The organism is Thermincola sp. GK-1 (assembly GCF_059412445.1).
In genome coordinates this window covers 151247-172857 of record NZ_JBSQAT010000002.1, presented here as the reverse complement: position 1 = coordinate 172857, position 21611 = coordinate 151247, and the positions used below count along the sequence as shown (strand labels likewise).

18 protein-coding genes are annotated in these 21611 nt (G+C 43.4%); 1 reads left to right on the top strand and 17 read right to left on the bottom strand.

All coding sequences use genetic code 11. The features are described from left to right. Positions 1 to 7: 7 nt before the first annotated feature. The 9 genes from priA to ACSNJE_RS02445 all read right to left on the bottom strand — a co-directional run bounded on the left by priA (position 8) and on the right by ACSNJE_RS02445 (position 13405). Positions 8 to 2497 (bottom strand): primosomal protein N', encoded by a 2490-nt coding sequence (gene priA / locus ACSNJE_RS02485; RefSeq protein ID WP_495251918.1) that lies wholly within the window; start codon positions 2495 to 2497, stop codon positions 8 to 10. Between the two features lie 154 nt (positions 2498 to 2651). Beyond that, positions 2652 to 4079 carry a fused MFS/spermidine synthase gene (locus ACSNJE_RS02480; RefSeq protein WP_495251917.1) on the bottom strand — a complete coding sequence of 476 codons (1428 nt, stop codon included), beginning with the start codon at positions 4077 to 4079 and terminating at the stop codon, positions 2652 to 2654. Between the two features lie 219 nt (positions 4080 to 4298). Continuing rightward, positions 4299 to 7430: an efflux RND transporter permease subunit gene (locus ACSNJE_RS02475; RefSeq protein WP_495251916.1), complete on the bottom strand. Its 3132-nt coding sequence runs from the start codon at positions 7428 to 7430 to the stop codon at positions 4299 to 4301. A gap of 25 nt (positions 7431 to 7455) precedes the next feature. Next, a complete protein-coding gene (locus ACSNJE_RS02470; protein ID WP_495251915.1) occupies positions 7456 to 8559 on the bottom strand; it encodes an efflux RND transporter periplasmic adaptor subunit in 1104 nt (367 codons plus the stop codon). A gap of 97 nt (positions 8560 to 8656) precedes the next feature. Then, positions 8657 to 9262, bottom strand: a complete 606-nt coding sequence (locus ACSNJE_RS02465; protein ID WP_474658575.1) for a TetR/AcrR family transcriptional regulator — start codon at positions 9260 to 9262, stop codon at positions 8657 to 8659. 114 nt (positions 9263 to 9376) lie between these two features. Further along, positions 9377 to 9589, bottom strand: a complete 213-nt coding sequence (locus ACSNJE_RS02460; RefSeq protein ID WP_013120664.1) for a hypothetical protein — start codon at positions 9587 to 9589, stop codon at positions 9377 to 9379. Positions 9590 to 9676: 87 nt separating this feature from the next. Next, positions 9677 to 11875, bottom strand: coding sequence for an S-layer homology domain-containing protein (locus ACSNJE_RS02455; protein WP_495251914.1), 2199 nt, complete (start codon positions 11873 to 11875; stop codon positions 9677 to 9679). 232 nt (positions 11876 to 12107) lie between these two features. Continuing rightward, entirely contained in the window at positions 12108 to 12842 is a 735-nt protein-coding gene (locus ACSNJE_RS02450) for a hypothetical protein (protein WP_495251913.1), read from the bottom strand. A gap of 140 nt (positions 12843 to 12982) precedes the next feature. Then, positions 12983 to 13405, bottom strand: coding sequence for a hypothetical protein (locus ACSNJE_RS02445; RefSeq protein ID WP_474658580.1), 423 nt, complete (start codon positions 13403 to 13405; stop codon positions 12983 to 12985). A gap of 376 nt (positions 13406 to 13781) precedes the next feature. On the opposite strand from ACSNJE_RS02445, the gene ACSNJE_RS02440 reads away from it, so the two are divergent. Next, a complete protein-coding gene (locus ACSNJE_RS02440; protein ID WP_495251912.1) occupies positions 13782 to 14078 on the top strand; it encodes a hypothetical protein in 297 nt (98 codons plus the stop codon). 68 nt (positions 14079 to 14146) lie between these two features. Here ACSNJE_RS02440 and ACSNJE_RS02435 read toward each other — a convergent pair whose 3' ends face one another. The 8 genes from ACSNJE_RS02435 to remA form a co-directional block, all read right to left on the bottom strand. Further along, complete coding sequence (locus ACSNJE_RS02435; protein WP_495251911.1) at positions 14147 to 14935, bottom strand: hypothetical protein; 789 nt, start codon at positions 14933 to 14935, stop codon at positions 14147 to 14149. A 412-nt stretch (positions 14936 to 15347) separates the two neighbouring features. Continuing rightward, positions 15348 to 16262: a helix-turn-helix transcriptional regulator gene (locus ACSNJE_RS02430; protein WP_495251910.1), complete on the bottom strand. Its 915-nt coding sequence runs from the start codon at positions 16260 to 16262 to the stop codon at positions 15348 to 15350. Between the two features lie 257 nt (positions 16263 to 16519). Then, positions 16520 to 17821, bottom strand: coding sequence for an ArnT family glycosyltransferase (locus tag ACSNJE_RS02425; RefSeq protein ID WP_495251909.1), 1302 nt, complete (start codon positions 17819 to 17821; stop codon positions 16520 to 16522). A gap of 102 nt (positions 17822 to 17923) precedes the next feature. Next, complete coding sequence (metK, locus tag ACSNJE_RS02420; RefSeq protein WP_052218718.1) at positions 17924 to 19111, bottom strand: methionine adenosyltransferase; 1188 nt, start codon at positions 19109 to 19111, stop codon at positions 17924 to 17926. A gap of 36 nt (positions 19112 to 19147) precedes the next feature. Continuing rightward, complete coding sequence (coaBC, locus tag ACSNJE_RS02415) at positions 19148 to 20338, bottom strand: bifunctional phosphopantothenoylcysteine decarboxylase/phosphopantothenate--cysteine ligase CoaBC (protein WP_052218717.1); 1191 nt, start codon at positions 20336 to 20338, stop codon at positions 19148 to 19150. A gap of 19 nt (positions 20339 to 20357) precedes the next feature. Further along, complete coding sequence (gene rpoZ / locus ACSNJE_RS02410; protein WP_013120669.1) at positions 20358 to 20564, bottom strand: DNA-directed RNA polymerase subunit omega; 207 nt, start codon at positions 20562 to 20564, stop codon at positions 20358 to 20360. A 12-nt stretch (positions 20565 to 20576) separates the two neighbouring features. Further along, positions 20577 to 21218 (bottom strand): guanylate kinase, encoded by a 642-nt coding sequence (gene gmk, locus ACSNJE_RS02405; RefSeq protein ID WP_495251908.1) that lies wholly within the window; start codon positions 21216 to 21218, stop codon positions 20577 to 20579. 26 nt (positions 21219 to 21244) lie between these two features. Next, positions 21245 to 21517: an extracellular matrix/biofilm regulator RemA gene (gene remA / locus ACSNJE_RS02400; RefSeq protein WP_052218715.1), complete on the bottom strand. Its 273-nt coding sequence runs from the start codon at positions 21515 to 21517 to the stop codon at positions 21245 to 21247. Positions 21518 to 21611 lie beyond the last annotated feature (94 nt).

The window sequence follows — 21611 nt, the reverse complement described above, 5'->3', positions numbered from 1 at the left end:
TTCCTCCTTAAAGTAAACTTTGCGGATCTATCTCTACATTAAATTTTAAATCATTAAACTGTTCACGCAGCCCTGATTTGTAAAGCGCACTGTCCACCAACGGGCCGAACACCTTACGGTTTTTGGCCTTTATGCATAACTGCCACCGGTATTTGTTTCTTAATTTTGTCAACGGCGCCGGCGCCGGACCCAGTAAAGGCTGTTCCAGCCTTTCTTCCACGCCGCGGAGCTGCGCTTGCACATTTTCCGCCAATATATGGGCTGCCCGGATAACTTTATTTTCATCAAAACCACTTATTACTATGCGCAGCAATCGCGAGAAAGGAGGATACTCCATTTCCCGCCTGGTCTCTATCTCTATCCCATAAAACCCGGGAAAATCATGTTTTTGGGCTGTCCGGACACTGTAATGAGCAGGGGCATAGGTCTGCACAATTACCTTCCCCGGGGCACCAGCTCTCCCAGCACGCCCGGCCACCTGAGTTAACAACTGGAAGGTTCTCTCGGCTGCCCGAAAGTCAGGCAGATTGAGAGAAGTATCGGCGCTAATGACGCCCACCAGGGTCACATTGCGAAAATCAAGCCCTTTAGCAATCATCTGGGTGCCAATTAAGATATCCGCTTTGCCCGAAGCAAAATCCGTCAGGATTTTTTCATGGGCTCCTTTCCGGGAAGTAGTATCCACATCCATTCTCAGCACACGGGCTTGCGGAAAAAGTTTTTTTATTTCATCCTCCACCCTTTGTGTTCCCAGGCCAAAATACCGGACGTGCTTGCTGCGGCAGGCCGGGCACACCTGGGGCACTGTGGCTTTGTAACCACAGTAATGACAAATCATTTTTTCTCCATGGGCATGATAAGTTAAAGAAATATTACAGTACCTGCATTTAACGACAAAACCGCAATCCCGGCACACAACAAAGGTTGAATATCCTCGCCGGTTTAAAAATAGAATAATTTGTTCCTCTTTTTGTAGTGCCGTTGCAATCTCTTCCTGCAGCCGGCTGCTGAATATTGACCTGTTGCCCTGTTCCATTTCCCGGCGCAAGTCCACTATATGTACTTCCGGCATCGGCCGGTTGCCGATCCTGTTAGGCATCGTCTTTAATTTATATTTACCTTCCCGGGCGAGATAATAACTTTCAACGGAAGGGGTAGCGCTGCCCAGGATAACCGGACATCCGGCCATTCTGGACCGGTAAATGGCCACCTCCCGGGCATGGTACTTGGGATTTTCTTCTTGTTTATATGTACTTTCGTGTTCTTCGTCTACAATAATCAGGCCTAATTTTGGCACCGGGGCAAAAACGGCTGAACGGGCGCCTACCACCACCTGAATTACGCCCTCTTTAATCTGCCGCCACTGGTCAAACCGCTCACCCAACGATAAAGCGCTGTGTAAAACAGCCACTTTTTCCCCAAACCTTCCCCGCACACGCTGCACCATTTGAGGGGTAAGGGCTATCTCCGGTACAAGAAAGATTGCCTGTTGGCCCATAGTGAGCGCCTTGTCAATGGCCTGCAGATAAACTTCCGTTTTACCGCTGCCCGTAGCTCCATGCAGCAGGAAAACATCAGAGACCCCACGTTCAATACTGCAACTGATATCAGCTAATACTTCCGCCTGCTCTGAAGTCAGTTGTTTAGGCGGTTCATATTCCACAGGCCGGCATTCCTGAAAAGGGTCACGGATATCTTCTATTTCTTCTATCTTAATTAGCCCCTTTTCTAGAAGAGCCTGAACAGCCGCAGGCGAACAGCCCATATCCTTCAATTCCGGCAGGGTAACAGGCGAATCAGAAGCCAGTATTGTCAGAACTTCGGCCTGTTTTGGAGCTTTCACTGCCAAATGACGGATTAATTCTTCCGTATCATCCCTGCTGTTTTCAGTCAGTAAGACCCGTTTCACCTTTTTTTTGCGGGCTTTTGCCGCAAACTTAGTCCGCACCTCACCCCAGCCATTTTCCTTTAAAATCCTTGCCAGGTATTCCACCGGCTTTTTACCGTATTGCTGTTCCAGTGATTTGATTTCTGCCTTGCCCCGGACAGATAAAAGGTCCAGAACAGCGGCAACCTTATCCTTCAATTCAGTATCGGCTCCGGTCATTATTTCGGCAAATATTTTATTTTTCAAATTGGCGTCAGGGTTGTTTAAGGACAGAAACTTTTTGCTACGCAGTTTCAATCCAGGAGGCATAACCACATGCAGGGCATCGACCATGGTACAAAGGTAGGTTTTAGACATCCAACGGGCTAAAGCCAGCATTTCCCGGCTGAAGACAGGTTCCTCTTCCACAATTTCCAAAACATCTCTGGTTTTTTCTACCTCCGCTGTTTCCGTGAGACCGACCACGTATCCGTCAACAGTCTGGGGGCCAAAAGGAACCAGTACCTGCATGCCTTCCCGCAGACGCTTTTCCAGGGCGGAAGGGATAGAATAATGAAACACCCTGTCCAATTTCCGGTTCAAAAGGTTGACGACAACCTCGGCATACAAATTATGTTCCCATTCCCTTCATTTAGGATAGTTTATTTAACATTATAACAAAAACCCGGTAGTTAATAAAGCGCTGTTCAATTTCCCCATATAAAAGAACAGCCGCCCTGTACATCAGGCAGCTTTTAAAATGTTTTTTAACTGTCATTTTGTTTCAGTCTACAGTTACGTCCGACATAATTTTTAAGGCCAGGGCTTCTACTGGAGCATAATCATCTGTCAGCAATATCGCCTCACTAAGATCAATATTACCTTTGTACTCGGGACGACCCGCCAATTGCCCCGGAGAAGGCAACTTATCCCGTGACGACACTAAAATTAAATTATCCATTTCCGTCGGGTCATCGAATTCTGCCTGAAACACGCGAAATTCAGGGAAAACCTGTTTAGAAGTCAGCAACAAACTCTTGAAAAAGGGACTGTAATCACCCTCGATACTGCTCACAATGTTAAAAACCACAATACCGCCCGGTTTCAGCGCGGCAGCCACTTCATCGAAAAATTCCCTGGTGGTAAGATGAAAGGGAATACTTAATCGGTTGTAAGCATCCACCATAATTACGTCATACTGATTCTTTTTATCTCGCAAAAATGACCTGCCATCGGCAGCCGCAGTATGGAGCCTGGGAGAATCAGGCATATCAAAATATTTATGTGCCACATTGATTACCTCAGGGTCAATGTCAACAGCATCTATATCTATGTCTTTTTTTTGTGCCAATATGCCGTTGATTACTGTTCCTCCTCCAACTCCAATAACCAGCACCTTCTTTGCATCGGGCCGGTAATATTGCATGGCAGCATCCATAAGTTTCGTATATGGCCAGACATGTTCACCAAACTTATATTTGTTGATGACACTTTGTTCAGTATCGTTAAACACCAGGTACCTGAGTTCTCCGTCGTCTTCCACCGAAATATTGTTATACATTGTCTCTTTTTCATATATTAAGCCGGCATTCTGGGAGCTTTCTGCGACAATTGGGTCAGCCAGCGCTATACCAAAAAGAGACAGCCCAAGCAAGCAAATGGCTAATATACCCTGTGGCAGCAATTGTTGAAGTATTAAAATGGCCGCTGCCAAAAAAACAAGAATTATACCCAAAGAAAAAATAATATGTTTTATTCCAAACCAGGGAATGAGCACAAAGGTGGTAGCCAGGGTCCCAAGAATACTGCCAATTGTGGAAACGGCGTAAAACTTACCGACCAAATTGCCCAGTCGACTGGACTCTTTCATTCCCAGCTTGATTATATAAGGCGAAACCATCCCCAAACCCAGACTGGGCAGGAAAAACAGCAGCATACCCACAAACAGCGCCCCGAAATTACCCAGCCCCAGCGAAAAAGCAAATTGCGCAAGGGGAAATACCAGCAGGGGAATAAAAAGAATTAACAACCCTGATACAGCTATATATCCCGATAAAAAAGCCATACTGGGCTTCCTGTCGGCTGCAACACCGCCCAGGTAGTATCCCGTACTAAGGGCAATTAGAAAAACGGAAATAATACTTCCCCAAACATAAACAGAACCGCCAAAAAAAGGAGACAAAAGCCGGCCACCGATTATCTCCAGTGACATCAGGATTGCCCCGCATATTATAGAAGTAATGTATAAAACCCAGCCCCCTTTATTTTTACACCAAATGTTTTGTTGTTTTTCCCGCTTTTTGTGTTTAATTCCACTCATTTTGTAAAAATCACCCTATAACATTCAACACTATGTCTCAATAAATTGTATAATTCGACATTTTTCTATGTTTTCCTTTTATTTACCAAAGCAATTTTAAATTCTGTTTTATCAGGAAGGAAATGTCCCCTCCAAACTACTGTAAACTCTGCCTTTTCCAAATAAAGAAGCAGCATCATCAAAAATGGTATAGACTACAGGTACTATGACCATAGTTAACAACGTAGCAGTTAAAATCCCTCCGATCACAGCCGTAGCCAAAGGAGCAAAACGTTCCGAACCCAAGGCCATACCGGTAGCCAGTGGCAGCATCCCGGCTAGCTGTGACATGGCAGTCATCATAATCGGCCGGAAACGTACCCGCACAGATTCGACAATTGCCTCAAACCGCGGTTTGCCATCCTTCCGGGCCCTGATAATGAAATCTATCAACATAATAGAGTTATTTACTACAGTCCCTACAAGCAAAATCAAGCCAAGCATAACCGACATGGACACAACTTTGTTGGTAAAAAGCAAAGCCAGGGATACACCAATTATTACCAGCGGTACAGCCACCATGATAGTAACCGGATGGATAAATGAACGGAACTGGGAAACCAGAAGCAGGTATACAGCCAAAATGGCCAGGGCCAGAGAATACAGCAAATCCCCCATAGACTCCTGCAGGTCTGTCTGTTCACCGGTTATCGTTATTGAATACCCGTTAGGTACCGGTATTCTGGCGAGTTCATTACTTATATCATCTGTCACATGGCTAAATGTCCGCCCATAGGTATAACCGAGGATATCAATTGTGGGCTGCAGGTTTTCACGGGTGACCACATTGGCTCCCCTACTGATCCCTATTTCTGCAACATCCCTCAACGGAACGCGCACCCCTATGGGAGTAGACAGTGTAACACTTGTAAGATTGTCCAGGGAAGTCCGGTCTTCGGGGCGGTACCTCACCAGAATACGCGTATCCTTGCGGTTATCTGATTTGATTTCCGAAGCCGGCGAACCTTCCAGGCCGGCAAATACTTGTTTGATTACTTCTGTAGGGGTAAGCCCTAACTCGGCTGCCCGTTTTTCATTGACTCTTACATGTATTTCCGGGCTGTTCAAGGACCAGCTTTTGTAAAGGTTAACGGCTCCGGGGACCCTGCTAACCCGGGATTGGACTTGGTCAGCCAAACGGTAAATAATTTCCGGATCCTGCCCAGTGATGCGGATATCAATAGGCGCCGCCGTTGTTGATATTGCGGTTCCCCCGCTCTCCTTGACCACGAAGGTCTCAACACCGGGAATCGCAGATATTTTCTTCCTAATCCGATCTTCAATCTGCCAGATGGTCTCCTTGCGTTCCTTCCGTGTCGAAAGGTTTACTGTTATGTTGGCCTGGGTTACCCCGAGCGCCCCGGTGTCCCCAAGAAAATGGCTCCCCGGCTCGTAACCGATCTGGGTGCTGTAATATTGCACCTCTTTTTCGGAAGAAATAATCTTTTCCACCTGCTGGACGATTTCGCTGGTCTTGGTCAGGGAGGTCCCGGGCGAAGTCTGCAGCGACACAAAGAAGGTCCCAGCATCTATTTTGGGCAATACTTCCATACCAATGGTCCTAAGTAACTGCATTCCCAGAACAAAAAGCACAAAAGTTAGCGCTATCGAAAGCCAGCGCTGCTTAAGGGCTCCGGAAAGGATACCAGTATAAAAATCCCTTAACCCATCCATAAAGCTTGTATAAGGAGAGGCCAATTTAGTTATTACCTTCTGTAGACGAGGCCATGAACGGCCACCAATTAAGACAGTAAATAATGGAATGACAGTAAGGGAAACAATTAATGATACCCCGAGGGCATAAATCAAAGTTAGGGAGAGGGGGCCGAAAACCTTGCCAACAAATCCTTCTATAAACAGTAACGGCACCAACACTATGGCATGAGTGGAAGTTCCTGCCATGTCGGCAAGAAATATTTCCTTCGTACCTTCAATAGCGGCTGTTTTGAGGTCTTTCTTAAATTCGTGATGATGCCGCATAATATTTTCCAGGACGATAATGGAGTCATCTACTACTATACCTACTGCCAGGATTAAGCCCGACAAAGTGATCAGGTTCAGTTCCATACCTGAAATCTTCATAAGGGCCAAAGTGGCCAAAAAGGATATCGGCATGGAAAGAGATACAATTACAGATTCACTGAGCGAAACGATAGAAATCATGATAATTAAGGTTGTCAGGATAATTGCATCCCTGACACTGCCGGTCATATTTTCCACAACCTGTTTGGTAAAAACAGAATCATCGTCTGCTACCTTAAATTCCAAGTAAGGATAGCTCTTCTCCAGTTCCCGTACCTTTTCTTTAACCAGGTCAATAACCTCTACTGTGTTGGCATCTTCCCGCTTGATAACCTGAAGAGCAATAGCCGCCTTTCCATTGAACCGGTATTCACTTCGCCTCTCTTCACCTGATGCATCAACAGAAGCTACATCCTTCAGGTAAATTAAATTCCCGTTTTTATTGTCAATCACGGTGTTTAGTAATTCTTCCGGGTTGGCATACTCCTGGACCAGCCGAATCAAAAATTCCTGGTCCTGTCCGGTAATCCGTCCTCCGGGAGCAGAAGCATTTTGTCCGCTGATGGCCCCGGTAACCCGGTCAAAAGGAATGTTTAAGGCATCCAGTTTTCTTTTATCCACCAAAACATTGACCTGTCCTTTATATCCACCGAAAACATCGACGGCCGCTACCCCATTTACTGCTTGTAGGGCGGTTTTTATTTCATTTTCGGCCAGATCGCGCACAGTTGCCAAACTGACCTTTTGGCTTTGGATAGCGTATGTAATTACCGGTTTACTTGATGAACTAAATTTCATTACCTGTGGTTCCTGGATACCTTCAGGCAGTTGCCTTTTTATCCTGTTGATGGCGTTCTGGATATCTACGGCAGCCACATCAACATCGCGCCCGTAATGGAATTCAACCTTAATGATGGAAAGGCCGTCCTGGGATGTAGACTTAATCTTCTTAACCCCTTCAACTGTAGCAAACTCCTCTTCCATGGGTTTGCTTACATCCTTGGCTACATCCTTCGCAGACACGCCGGGATAAGCGGTAATGACGTTTACCAGGGGAGGTGAAGTGTCAGGAAAAAGCTCCATTTTAAGGGTTTTACTGGCATAAATGCCAAATAGTAATACTGCAATAATAAAAGCAAAAATGCTGTATTTATGTCTGATTGAAAACTCCGCCAGGTTCATATAATCTCACTTCCTTAAATTAATCTTACTTCCTTAAATATAAAAGCCTTCCGTCGTAAATTTCAGAAAGACCGGAGGTTATGATTTTCTCACCTGACTTAAGCCCACTGATAATCTCGATAAATTTGTCATTGCTAATTCCCGTTGTCACTTTCCTTTTAGCGGCCTTGCCATTATTGACAACGTAAAGATAAGTGTTGCTCCCCTCGGTTACTACAGCTTGTTTGGGGACAAGGACAGCATCCTTTTTTTCTCCAAAGATAAAGAAGACATTTATGCTCATCCCCAGTTTAAGGTTATAATCCTTTATCATGTCCGGCGGGACAGCAATTTCCACCGAACCTGTCCGGATTGTCTTGTCCAGGGTGGGAAATATTTCCGTAATTGTTGCTGTATAATACTTTGTACTGTTAACCGGTGACAGATTTACTTTCATACCCCGTTTAAGTTTTATCAAATCTTCTTCCACAACTTTTACCGTAACCTTTAATTTTCTGGTGTCAGCAATTGTAAGGATGGGTTTCCCAGGAACAGCCATGTCTCCAGGATAACTGTAAACGGCAATAATAGTGCCTGTCATTGGTGAATAAATAGTGGAGTTTGCCAGACTGATGCGTGCTTCCTCCAGGGCGGCCTTAGCTTCTTCATAGCTGCTTTGAGCCGTGTCACGGCTGAAAATAATCTGTCGAAAATTCTGCTCGGAAATTGCTCCTTCCTTGAAAAGGGTTTCATAACGTTGGACCTGGGAATTCCAGTAATCAAGACTAATTTTTGTGGTCTCGACCTTTTGGGAAAGACTGTTTATTCTACCCTGCAGGTCTTCATTATCCAAGGCCACGGCTAGTTGACCGGCCTTAATAATTTCCCCTTCCCTACCCGATACACTTAAAATCCTGGCCGAAATCTTTGGCGCCAAATCAACTTCCATCCGCGGCTCAACCGTTCCGACATATGAAATCCCTTCAGAAATAGCTCCCGTTTTGGCTGTTATGGTTTCTACCGGGTAACCGGCATCAGTCTGTACTTCAGGCACTTTTTTTAACTGTTTAATTTTAATGCCCGTAAAAATTCCCAGGAGAACCAGGATAATAATACTCGCTGCCAGATATTTTTTTATGCTTGTTTTCATATGGACCGCTACCTCCAAATAAATTCTCTTTTGGTATTTCCCGTCTTAAAAGTGTTTTGTGTTAATAAGTCCTCACTAACATAATGAGCAAAAAAAATTACGCACAATAATTACGCCCAATAAAACACTGCCGTAAAAACCTGGCCATGGGTTCAAACTGTTGCAACAGGCTTACGTCAAAATCTGTCATGAATGATGTAAATATAGAAGTCTGAATTAATCCAAAAAAGGTTTTGGCCCCCATCTTAATATCCAGGTCACCTCTGAAAATACCCAGTGCAACGCCTTCGGCAATAACAGACATAATGGTTTCCAAATATTTTTCATGACGCTTCATTATCGTTTGCCGGAGTTCCTTATCCCCAAGGTGTAGCTCATCAGAAAACAAAATCCTGGGCAACCCCTTATTTTCCTCAATAAAGGTCAATTGGAACTTGAGAATTTCCTCAAGCTTGTTTAATGGGCCGGTATTTTTGGATATAATCGTCTGGATGCCATTTAGAAGGGATTCATGAACATCAACCATAGTAGCCTTGATTATTTGTAGCTTATTGGGGAAATGCCGGAACAAAGCAGCTTCCGAAAAGCCTACCCGCCTGGCCACTTCTGCCGTAGTCAGCCCGCTCACGCCTTTTTCTGCTATAATCTCAAGAGTCGCTTTGATAATCTGCTTCTTGCGAATTTCAGTAGGCTGCTTCGACATAATTCACCCTCCTTTTGGAAAACTTAACCCTATAAAGGCGACAGTTAGTGATTACTTACTTATATAATATCAGTTACTTGTTCTTTTGGCAATATTAACTATCAGTTTATTTTTTCACAAAATCGAGTTAATAATAAAAAATTCACTTTTGTCAATTTGAGCATGGAACATCAGCTTACCTAAGGCCGCTATATCCAGCACTTTAACACCAACTAAATTAACATTAGGGGCCGCCCCTTCCACCAGGGCCGTCAACCACACCAAATCACTGTTGGCTCCGGCAGAAAACTTGCTCTTATCGGTAAGGGAATCAAAAACATTGGCCATTCCAGCCAAAAAAGCATCAAAAAGAACCTGCGCTTTTCAGCAGCAGGTTCTTCCCAGTGAAGGTTTAAATCAATATCAAAATTCCTGTTAATATCCCAAACCGGCGCTAACCTGCAGGGTCCGGGCCAGCAGCACGGCCGCTTCCGCTCTGGTAGCCGGATTAGTTGGTTTTATGTAACCGTTTTGCCCTGTCAATATACCCATCTGCAGGGCTTGAACCACAGCATTTTTGGCCCACCCGGCAATTTTGTCCGCATCCTTAAATTCCGCCTGCAACACATCGGTTAAGTCTTCCTGCAGGAAACTTCCGCCGCTGTTGGCCGCGTTCATTAACATAACTACCATTTCCTGCCTGGAAATAGGTTGCTGGGGATTGAATTTCTTGCCGGAACCTTTGACCAGACCGGCCCTGGCCGCAGCTTGCACGGCGTTAAAGTACCAGGCGGTTTTGGGCACATCAACAAACACCGGGGCCTCCTCACTACCGGGCTCCAGGCCCTTGGCCGCCGCCAGCATGCTGATGAATTCTGCTCTGGTAATGGTCCTGTCCGGGTTGAATTTCTTCTCTTTATTGCCGCTGACCACGCCCCAGGCGGCCAAAATCCGGATTTCTCTTTCCGCCCAATGGCCGTCGATGTCTTTTAATTCCACAGGAACACCGTAATTATAGACATTTTCCACTTCGCCTGTCCTGGCGTTAACCATCTTGGGCACCTGATTATATAAAGTATAAACTAACATGACCTCTTTTGCCGGTCTGCCGTCTTCCGATGCCTTGCGGGTATATTTCAATGTGGGCTTCTCTAAAGCCAGTAAACTCTCAACGGCTTCTTTTTCAGTAATTATCCCGTCGCGGGAGGCAAAGGTCTGGTATTCATCCCAGTTGGACCAGTATGCCCGCACTTTTCCTGTATTGTTATTTACTGATATACTAATGGTGTTCATATTAAACGGAATGCCGTTTACCACGCGAACAAAGTTAAAACTGTAGGCAGGAGATTTTACTTCTTTACCGTTGACGTAATAATAGTCCTGCCGGGGGAATTCCTGCAAATATACTTGTTCGGCCTTTTGCGGGGCAACTTTTTTCAGGTAATCCAGGGCAATCTGCTTGCACCTGTCATAGTCATAATTGACCGGTTTTTCTTCCTGTTCGCCCCAAATCTCTTCCCATCTGTGATAATTTATCAATTCCCCTGTTTGGGCGTTTATTGTTACACTGATGTTCTCCCCGCCCCGGTAATCACTGGGACCGAACTGAAACTCCCAGGTTTTGGCGGAACCGGGGTACCAGCCTTCTGCATACCGGCTGTTTTGCACTGTATAATCGCTGGGAATATCTATATATTCGCCGGCTTTGGCCCTGGCTTCTTCCAAGGTCAGGGTTTTTCCCGGTTGGTTGGCGGCAGGCGGTTCTTCTTTGACAGGCAGGTACACTTTTTCCGGCACCTTGACTTCTTTGCCGAACCCGTCTATTAACTTGCCGCTGAACGCATCAATATAGCTCCCGCCCCCCATGAAATCCTCAACAGTATAGTATAACTGCACCGGTTTCCTGGCATTTACCGGGCCCGGAGGATACGGCCCGTAAGGCCGTACGTAAGCAAGCCGCAATCCGATCTGTTCGCGGAATATCCGCTCTGCCTGCTCCGCCGTAATAACTCCGTCCGGTCTGGGAAACTCCACACTGTTATCCCAATTGGAGTAATAGTGGATTACTTTGCCCGTTCCGGCGTTAACGTTCACAGTAAGGGTATTTTCCAAAAATGGAATCCCGTTCACCATGCGAACGTAAGTAAAACTGTATGTTCTAAAACCGCCGTAGTAATCATATTCCGGGTAAGGCTGTTCCACCGGTCGGCTTTGTTTAAACTTTTCCGGCGCCAGGCGCTGCAGCATAGCCTCAGCTATTTGCCGGCATTCTTCCCTGGTCTTATACTTGGCCGGTTTTTTGGCATTAGACCAGTCTTCATTTTCCGAGTACTGAATTATTTCTCCCGTGTCGGCATCTATCGACACACTGATATGGCGGTACCGGTTCAGTATTGACATATTCCAGTTGAATTCCCATATCTTCCGGTTACCGAAATAGCTTTCTTCCCGGTAGCTTATGTCCACGTTTTTCAGACCCTCGGGTATGCCAAAAGTATCCCGGGCGATTTTCATGGCTTCTTCCCGTGTTATTTTCGCCCCTTCCCCCTGCGCCCAGGCCGAGGGAACAAAGGTCAGCAGCATTGCGCCGAGAATGGCAAGTGATATCAATTTTCGGGTTATCTTGCGTGGCATAATCTTTACACCTCCGTTTGGTATTGGTAAAAACCTAAATGTCTCCCCCCTTTCAACCGTCGCGGTATTTTTTGCAATTTTCTGAAACTACCGGCCGGTAAAATATGTTAAAACCTATACTTATAATTATATTACATCAGGCCGATTAGATTCATCACCCCGGCGGTAAAATTGAGGGTGATTTTTCTAATCCCGGTTGACTCATATCCGTCCCACACTGCTGATTTATTGTTTATTCTTCAATATAATTCTTTTTATAATCAATAATATCCTTTTTAGTTAATTTAATAAGATTGGTATCTTTCACTTCAAACCGGGCTTTAGAAGTTACATCAATTACATAATCATTCCACACTTTTTGCTTTTCTGATTTATCAACTTGGCCAGTAATTTGATTTTTCAGTTTACCAATAGAGCCTTTAATTTGGTATTTCTTTGGCACATAGCCTTCCCAGTATGTTTTTTCCCCCATGGTAGCAATAAAATCGTCAATTTCACTGGACATTCCCTGTTTTTTGTTTTGCTGGTATTTTTCTTTAGTTTGTTTAGCATAGTCTTTTGCTTTTTGTTCGGATACCTCAATACCGAGTTTCTTTGCTTCTGTAACCAGTGCGTATTCCGTCAAAAAATAAGATAATGCTCTTTTTTCTTCTCCGGCAACCAGTTTTTTATCGATATTGGCAAGGGCCTTTTCTTTTTCCGGACCTGCAGGAGCATTCAATGCTATATTTTCTTTTTCTGTCTTCAAACTGGCCGTAAGGTCTTCCTGCATTTTTAGAGTAATCATATACTCTGCTTTTGTTATTTCGTTTCCGTTTACTACAAGAACAATTTTATTAGCATCAGGCATGCCCTTAGCCTCATTGATATAGTCCGCCGTACTTTTACCTTTTGAAATAGAAAAGGCTGCTGTAGCCGCTACAAGTACAAAAATGGCAACTAGAATAAAAATGGGCATTTTTTTCATAATAATATTCTCCTAACGGTATTTTCTGGTTCTTCACTTGAAAACTTCTTCGTTTTGGGGTAAGGTCCTTTCTATTTTCTTTAATTTCTAAGACTAATTATTATGCAAAATGCTCATACAACAAACAGCCAAAAAAAAGATCAGTTATTACTTTTAAGTAAATTTTTTATTTCTTCTTTATTGAATTCCTTTACCTTTAAAGCAATTACAAATTTCCCGTCGTTAAATATAATGAGTTTTTTTTCTAAAGTTAAAAACCAAAGATTCCCTTTAATAGTCTTTGAGTTTACTTTTATTTCTTTAGCTTTGCTGTAAGTATATATAAAACCTTCGTAACCGCCCCGAATAACTTCATTATGTGTATATTTCTCATTTGTCAAACTCAAATCTTTAATAGCTTTCTCTAGAATGGTTAGTGCTTCTCTGGAACTTTTGTCAGATAATTTTATAATTTTGTTATATGATATTTTAGCAACCTGGACATCGTCTTGATTTGCAATGCAGCCAATTAAAAAAGTAAGCGACATAAAAATGATTATTCCAAATAACCACCGTTGTTTCACGTAGTCACCTCTGTTTTTTCATAAGTTTTTTACTCCAAAGAAGAATGCCAGTACTGACTTGCTGTTGCTGTTACTGATAATTCCAGAGTGCCATTTGTGTGCAGGGTACGGATATCCATTCAAACCATTTTAGAAAAGGAGCTCATAAGTATATCCTACAACAAATTAACATGACTTTAAGATTATTAATCTTTGTATTTTAATTCCTTTAATGTTATAATATAGATAATTTAGAAAAAAAGGGGGAGTTAATATAAAATTTAATTATACTTTGAATACTCTGATATTAATCCTTTTGTTAATTGTTGCCGGATGTAATGATAAAGTAACCAATGAAATCACTTTTGAGGGCGAGAGTAAGAATTGGGAAGTTACTTTGAGTTATAAACTGTCCGGCAATGAGACCTACGAAACTTATACATTAAATTACAAAAATAGTAATATTAGTGATAAAACGAAAGTCAAATTCCAATTTAGCTCAATTGTTAATAATAAGATATTACCGCCCTTTGCTTTCGGAGAAATTACAATAGGTAAAGATTTTAAAATTGAAAGCACTAGTACGTCAGGGGCTAAAATGCCAAGCAACAGTGAAATCTTTGACGTTAGTATTGAGTGGGAAGGTAAAAAAGAATCGATAAGACTAACTTCAAAAAGAGTAGGCCGTTATTAAAACTGGCCTACTCTTTTAATCGATTCATCAGGAAAGATTAGAAGTAAAAATTCTTTTACACTCCCGATTTATCTTGGAAATTCTACACTATAATCATTAATTATTAAATTTTCTAACCATAAATCGTATGTTGTTGATGACGTTCCTTTTCTAACCGAGCCATAAGAATTAGCTCCTACCATTCCTTTTGATATAGGTTTCCATTCTGGAGGTACATTGTAATCATACATTATAAGAACATTGTACTTTGTCAAGGCTTGAGATATAGTATAGCCACCGTTATAAAAACCATTTTGACCAATGTTAACTTTACAATTTTGTACGGAATACGACGAAGAAACCGTCCAACCGCCTTTAACTTTATACATATCATAATAATCGTCATCACCGATAGAAGTAACCGTCCAATATACTGTTTGATAGGCTTTTACACCTTTTGATGGATCCCATCTTTCAACATACTTATAATCGTTTAAAAAATATCTATTCTTTACACGACTATTCGGGGATTTCTTTTCGGAAGAAAGTTCAATTTCGTCTACTATTGCAAAAGTCGTTGTTACATAACTCTTTTTTTCCTTCCCATCTTTTAATTTCTCAATTTTCAACAGTTGAGTGGTCGAATACACTTTAACATTTAACGGTTTTCCCTCTTTATTTTTTAGTTTAGCTTTTGGATAAGTAATTTTATCAGTTTTGCCATTTAATGCACGATTATATAATTCATTTATATCTGTGATTTCTTCCGCTTGATAAATAGTTTTTGATGTTTGAGAATTCGCTGCCAAACTAACTGGTACCAAGCTAAATACCAATAGTGTAATAAGTAGCAATGAAATAAATTTCCTCATCTTCATTTTTAATTTGCTCCTTTCTGTGTTTACCATTTTTAATTAAATTAAATATGCTTATTGAGCATCCCACCTTTCTTGATTTAATTTTTTGTAAAATTATATCGTAATTATATAATTAAAGGCGTATAATAAAACCCCTAAATATTGACAGAAAAAATAGCTAGTTAATTTTTGATACGTTTGTTTGTATCCGTACCTTTCTTGTAATTGCTATTATATACCAAATTTCCGACGAAAATCATCACCCTTTTTCTGAAATTTTTGGGTATTTTTTTAATCCTCTCCCAAATATCAGGGTTATAATTATAACCCCAATAGAAAAACCCAGGCTGTTCCCCATAATCCTATGCCTAAAGGAACAGCCTGGGTTCTCCAATAACATACCTGCGGGAAAGCTCCCCAGAAATTGTGTTGTTTAATTCCATACTATGTCTTTCACCTTAGCCATGCAATCACTGAAGTTTCCCACACCTAATTTTTGATAAATGTTTTTTAAATGACACTTAATAGTATTCTTTGAAATATTTAATTCACCTGAAACCCTCTCCTGGTTTTTTCCACAATACAACTCATACAATACCTCCACTTCCCTGACTGTCAAATCCCGGCGTGAAATGATAATTTTCCCGAAAAACACGGCTTTATCTATGCTTTTTCCTGCCACACCGGAAGAATTATAATGCTCACCCCTGGTATTATGATTATTACCCCTAGGTCTGCAGCTTCCCTGCGTCGTTTCCATATAGCTGCCCGCCAACTCTGCCATCAATTCCACCAGGGCCGTCAACTGCACTAAATCACTGTCGGCTCCGGCAGAAATATCAATATAACCCACCGTCTCACCGGCCACCCTGATAGGCGCCGCAATGCAACTCCAGGATTTCATCACACTGCAGTAGTGCTCATCTCCTATGATTACTGTTGGGCTGTTCTCATAAATGGCCATACTGATGGAATTAGTCCCGAAACTGTAGTAATCCAGACAAGCACCCGGCATTATCCCCCTGTTGAAACACCACTGCATTACCTCCATGCTGCTGTAGAGATCGATGATATACCCCCTGGAATCACATAAAAATAGAAGCTTGCTCTTATCGGTAAGGGAATCAAAAACCCTGGCCATAATGGGGCGGCACACGGAAATCAGCATCTCGTTTCCGGAAAGAAGTTCGCTGAGTTCGTCCCCTTCCAGGATAACCTTTGGCCAGGGCTGGTTTTCCAGCAGCCCGCTTTCTCTGGCTTTAGCGATAACTTTCTCCAGGCTACGCCTGTTTACACGGTATTTCGGGTCGCACTGTAGGTATTTAAACTTTTTAAATACTTCCTCCATTACATCCCTTTACTCCTTTTGTTGAAAAAATCATTTCCTGGATAATTATAACATAAATGGGATGTATTTTTTGTCGTTTCTTGTCGTCTGTTTATCTTTTTTACATTTTCGAAAACTAATCGTAAAGGATATTTGTGGAAAACAACCTTGAAAATCAAGGTTCTATAATAAATGTTGGAGTGGCAGGAAAAGAGAATACCCACTAGCCCACCCTAACCCTCAATGAAGGAGGTATTCACCAAATGCCCTTTCACTTTTTAAACAATAAGGTAGTCAGCAGTATACTTTAACACAAAAACAAGAACGGCAGCACAAATGAAAGCAAAGTAGCTTTTTCTGCTGTAAATCTGTTGTACTGCAAAAGCCGCCAATGGAATGATTAAAATGATAGCCGGGAAAATGTACCGGTATTGAAAAAAGAAGATCGACAGCACCGCCGGAAAATAGGTAGCCGTCAATACTACAAACAGCGCTTCCCGCTTATACAACAAAACCATTACTGCACCCACTGCACCCAAAGCCATCAGGGTCCAGTGATAATATTTGTTAAAGTTTTTTGAGTATAAAAAAATGTTGTCAAAGTGGTATAAATCAGCTATCCAGTCCCTGGTATCGCTGACAGAAATTAATAGTTTTCTAATTACAAGTTTAATAAAAAGAACCGGATGTTGGGCAATCCATCTGACAGCTTCCTGTTTCATAAGCCGGTCTACCTGAGCGTCATTTTTTCCTTCGGTTACTGCTCGCCGGTATCCGGGCAGCTTCATAACCTTATCGGTATAATACCCGGTGGCGTAGTCATTGTTCCCCGTCAGCAGATTAAGCCCTGAAATGGTATCCACCAGGACAAACTCCTTTTGCTCCATATAGTTCCGTATTGTCCAGGGCATAATTGTCAAGGCCATAAACAGTATCATTAAAATTGAGGGGAACCACAGCCGTTTGGTTAGTACTTCCTTATAACTGCGCAGGCAATACCAGCCAAGTAATATTAAAGGTACAAGGAGGGAAATTGACCGGGTAAGGGTAGCCAAGCCAAAAAGAATCCCGGATAATACGAACCAATGAACTTTGTTTTCCTGTGTTCCCCGGACAAAACTATACAGCGCATAAGAAAAGAGGGTTAAAAACAGGATTTCCGTCAACAGCACTCCTGAATAACCTATAAAAGGCACATACAATGCAGCTATAATCAGTCCCATTAGAGCCGTGTTTTGGTCGAAAACTCTTCGGGCAAACAGATAAATTGCCAGCAAAACTGATACGCTCATCAGGGACTGCAAAATGTAAACGACATGATAATTGTGTCCAAATACTTTATAGATTAATGCCAGGAACACTACATAGCCGGGCGGGCGGTAGGTAGCGCCATGTTTCTCGTTGGTCGCAAAAGTTCCTTTTTCCTGTAAAGTTACTGCCCGCCTGTCATAATCCCGCATATCCGAAATGGGTTGTGTGTTAACCTGTATAACATATTCAAGCCGAACAAACAACGATACCAGGATGACCAATATCAATACAATCGTTTTCGTCCGGGATATTCCGCTGCTCAATGTCACTTAAGTACCTCACTTCCATATCGACCTTTAATGTCTCCGGTAGTACAGAAAGAACCTGCGCTTTTCAGCATCAGGTTCCTCTTAATTTTCTCCCGTGTTTTATTAGAGTCCCGCTTCTTTCCTCAGGAGTTCGGCCTTATCGGTCCGCTCCCAGGTCAGGTCGATATCAGTACGCCCGAAATGGCCGTAGGCAGCCGTTTGCTTATAAATCGGGCGCCGCAAATCCAGTTCTTTGATAATGCCCGCCGGACGCAGGTCAAAGTGCTTCTGGACCAGTTCCACCAGCTTATCTTCAGGCACTTTGCCGGTGCCAAAGGTATCGATCCTTATAGATACAGGCCGGGCTACGCCGATGGCATAAGCCAACTGCACTTCGCACCGGTCGGCCAGGCCGGCGGCAACAATATTTTTGGCCACGTACCTGGCAGCGTAAGCGGCTGAACGGTCAACTTTTGTAGGGTCCTTACCCGAGAAGGCGCCACCGCCGTGACGGGCCATACCACCGTAAGTATCTACGATAATCTTCCTGCCGGTAACACCGGAGTCGCCCTGCGGACCACCGATAACGAAACGACCGGTGGGGTTAACAAAATACTTGGTTTTGTCATCCAACATTTCGGCGGGTATAACAGGCTTAATGACCTTTTCAATGATATCCTGCCTGATCCGCTCCAGAGAAACCTCCGGCGCATGCTGAGTGGATATGACAACGGTGTCAACCCGTACAGGCTTATCATCTTCGTACTCAACAGTTACCTGGCTCTTGCCGTCAGGACGCAGGTAATCAAGTACACCTTGCTTCCGTACTTCCGTCAATTTTCTGACCAGCTTATGGGCGAGGGATATGGGAAGCGGCATAAGCTCTTCCGTTTCGTTAGATGCATAACCGAACATCATCCCCTGGTCGCCGGCGCCGATGGCTTCTATCTCGGCATCGGACATTTCCCCTGTTTTCGCCTCCAGCGCCTTATCAACGCCCATAGCAATATCAGGTGACTGTTCGTCAATAGATGTAATTACTGCGCAGGTATCACAATCGAACCCGTATTTAGCGCGGGTATAGCCGATTTCCCTGATAGTTTCGCGGACAACCTTGGGAATATCCACATAACACTTGGTTGTAATTTCCCCCATAACTAAAACCAGACCGGTTGTAACAGCCGTTTCGCACGCTACCCGGGCATAGGGGTCCTGAGCAAAAATGGCATCCAGGACGGCATCCGATATTTGGTCGGCAATTTTATCAGGATGGCCTTCCGTAACTGATTCAGACGTAAAAAGTTTTCTCATGAAATGTTCCCTCCTTGAACTAAAATATTACACAATTTATTTTAAAGTTAGAATTGTGTCCAATATAATGTCTGCCACCTGGCGTTTCGGCATTTTTTCCAGCGGTATAACCCGGCCATCGGCAAATACTAACTTTACCACATTGGTATCCACGCCAAATCCGGCTCCTTCCAACGTAAGGTCATTGGCCACAATCAAATCCAGGTTTTTCTTTTTCAGTTTCTTCTGTGCGTTTTCCATCAGACTTTCTGTTTCAGCAGCAAAACCCACCAAAATCCGGTCGCCTTTATTTTGTCCCAGAAATTCAAGTATATCGGGATTTCGCGTAAGTTCCAGCGAGATACTGTCCGGTCCCTTTTTGATTTTTTGCCGGGTCACGGCAACCGGTCTGTAGTCCGCCACCGCGGCGGCCTTAATGACAACATCAGCCTGAAGGTATTCCTGTTTTACTGCTTCAAACATTTCATCGGCCGATTCAACTTCTATCTTGCGGACATCCATTGGCGCATCCAATGTCGTTGGTCCGGATATCAGCGTAACCTCCGCTCCACGGTCCCTGGCTGCTTCTGCAATAGCATAACCCATTTTGCCGGTACTTCTGTTAGAAATAAAACGAACCGGATCGATGGCTTCCCGGGTCCCTCCGGCCGTAACCAGAACCTTTTTGCCGGCAAAATCCTTTATGCCCACTAAAAGATAGATGAGCTTATCCATTATATATTCAACGTCAGGTAACCGCCCTTTCCCTTCGTATCCACAGGCCAGGCGCCCGGTTGCCGGTTCGATAAAATAATACCCCAACTGCTTGAGTTTGTTGATATTACCCTGGACAATGGGATTTTCGTACATATGTACATTCATGGCCGGAGCAAACACAACAGGTGCTTTGGTAGCCATCAAGGTCGTGGACAACATATCGTCGGCAATCCCGTTGGCAACTTTCCCTATGATATTGGCCGTAGCCGGAACCACAGCCATTAAATCCGCCTTATCAGCCAGCGCTATATGCTGTACTTCGCAACTGACCGGCTCCTGAAACATATCGGTTATAACCCTTTGTCTGGAAATAGTTTGTAAAGTAAGGGGAGTGATAAATCGGCAAGCTGCCTTGGTCATAATAACGTGAACCTCAGCACCATGTTTAATCAAACGGCTGGCCAAATCAGCAGCCTTATAAGCGGCAATCCCACCGGTTACTCCCAGGACCACACATTTGCCCTGTAACAACATCCTCCCCCCTTGTAATTTACTTAATACCCGTTTTGGTGCGGTGGTACTTTACCTTATCCTGGGCTATTTCTTCCAAGGCTACCGTAACAGGTTTGTAAGAATTAGACTCTACCAGTTTAGGAGCTCCTTCAGTAATCATGCGGGCTCTCTTGGCAGCAGCAACAGCCAGTGTGTATTTACTGTCAACATACTTCAACAGCACATCCAGAGAAGGTTGTTTCAAACTATCTACCTCCTATTTTTGATATTGCTCTGCTATAAATAATATTTCATTATCTTGGTCTGGTGACTCAATACACTGATAGCGGCTGGCCCTGTGTTTTTCTGCAAAAATAATAGCCTCTATCGCCGCTACCGCCTCCCCAACCCTTTCATTGACCACAATATAGTCGTAATTAGAATAGCTTTTCATTTCTCCGGCCGCGGAATTCATACGTGTGGCAATTACCTCGGCGCTATCCGTCCCTCTGGTGCAAATGCGTTTTTGCAATTCTTTTAACGAAGGCGGCATTATAAAAATGAAAACCCCTTTGGGGAACTTTTCTTTTACCTGCATGGCCCCCTGAATGTCTATTTCAAGGATTACATCTTTGCCCGCTGCCAGGTTCGCCAAAAGCGCGTCCTTGGGGGTACCGTAATAATTACCGTAAACCTTAGCCCATTCAACAAAACCGCCTTCTTTTACTTTTTGCAGGAATTCTTCTTCACCCAAAAAGAAATAATTCACCCCGTCAACTTCTCCTGTTCTGGGTGGCCTGGTGGTAGCCGACACAGAATAGACAATAGAGGGGTGTTTTTCCACTAAAGCCCGACATACCGTGCCTTTGCCCGTACCTGAAGGCCCAGAAATAACCAACAACAGACCAGGTAACTTCATTTTTCTCTCTCCCCGGTCAGCAATAATTAATCAGCCGGGTCTTCGCTATGGTTTGTATCTTTGGTTGCCAGTCTATGCGCCACGGTTTCCGGTTGCACCGCAGACAGTATCACATGATCACTGTCTGTGATAATAACGGCTCTGGTCCTTCTTCCGTATGTAGCGTCTATCAACATACCTCTATCACGGGCTTCCGTAATTATCCTTTTAATAGGAGCCGATTCCGGGCTAACAATGGCAATAATCCTGTTTGCAGAAACTATATTGCCAAAACCAATATTAATCAATTTTATTTCCATAAATAAAAGCCCTCCTTTGTTTTAAAAACAAAACATATTAAAAATACTAAAAAACCTCGCCATTCGGTATACAGCTATATATTTTCCAGTCTAC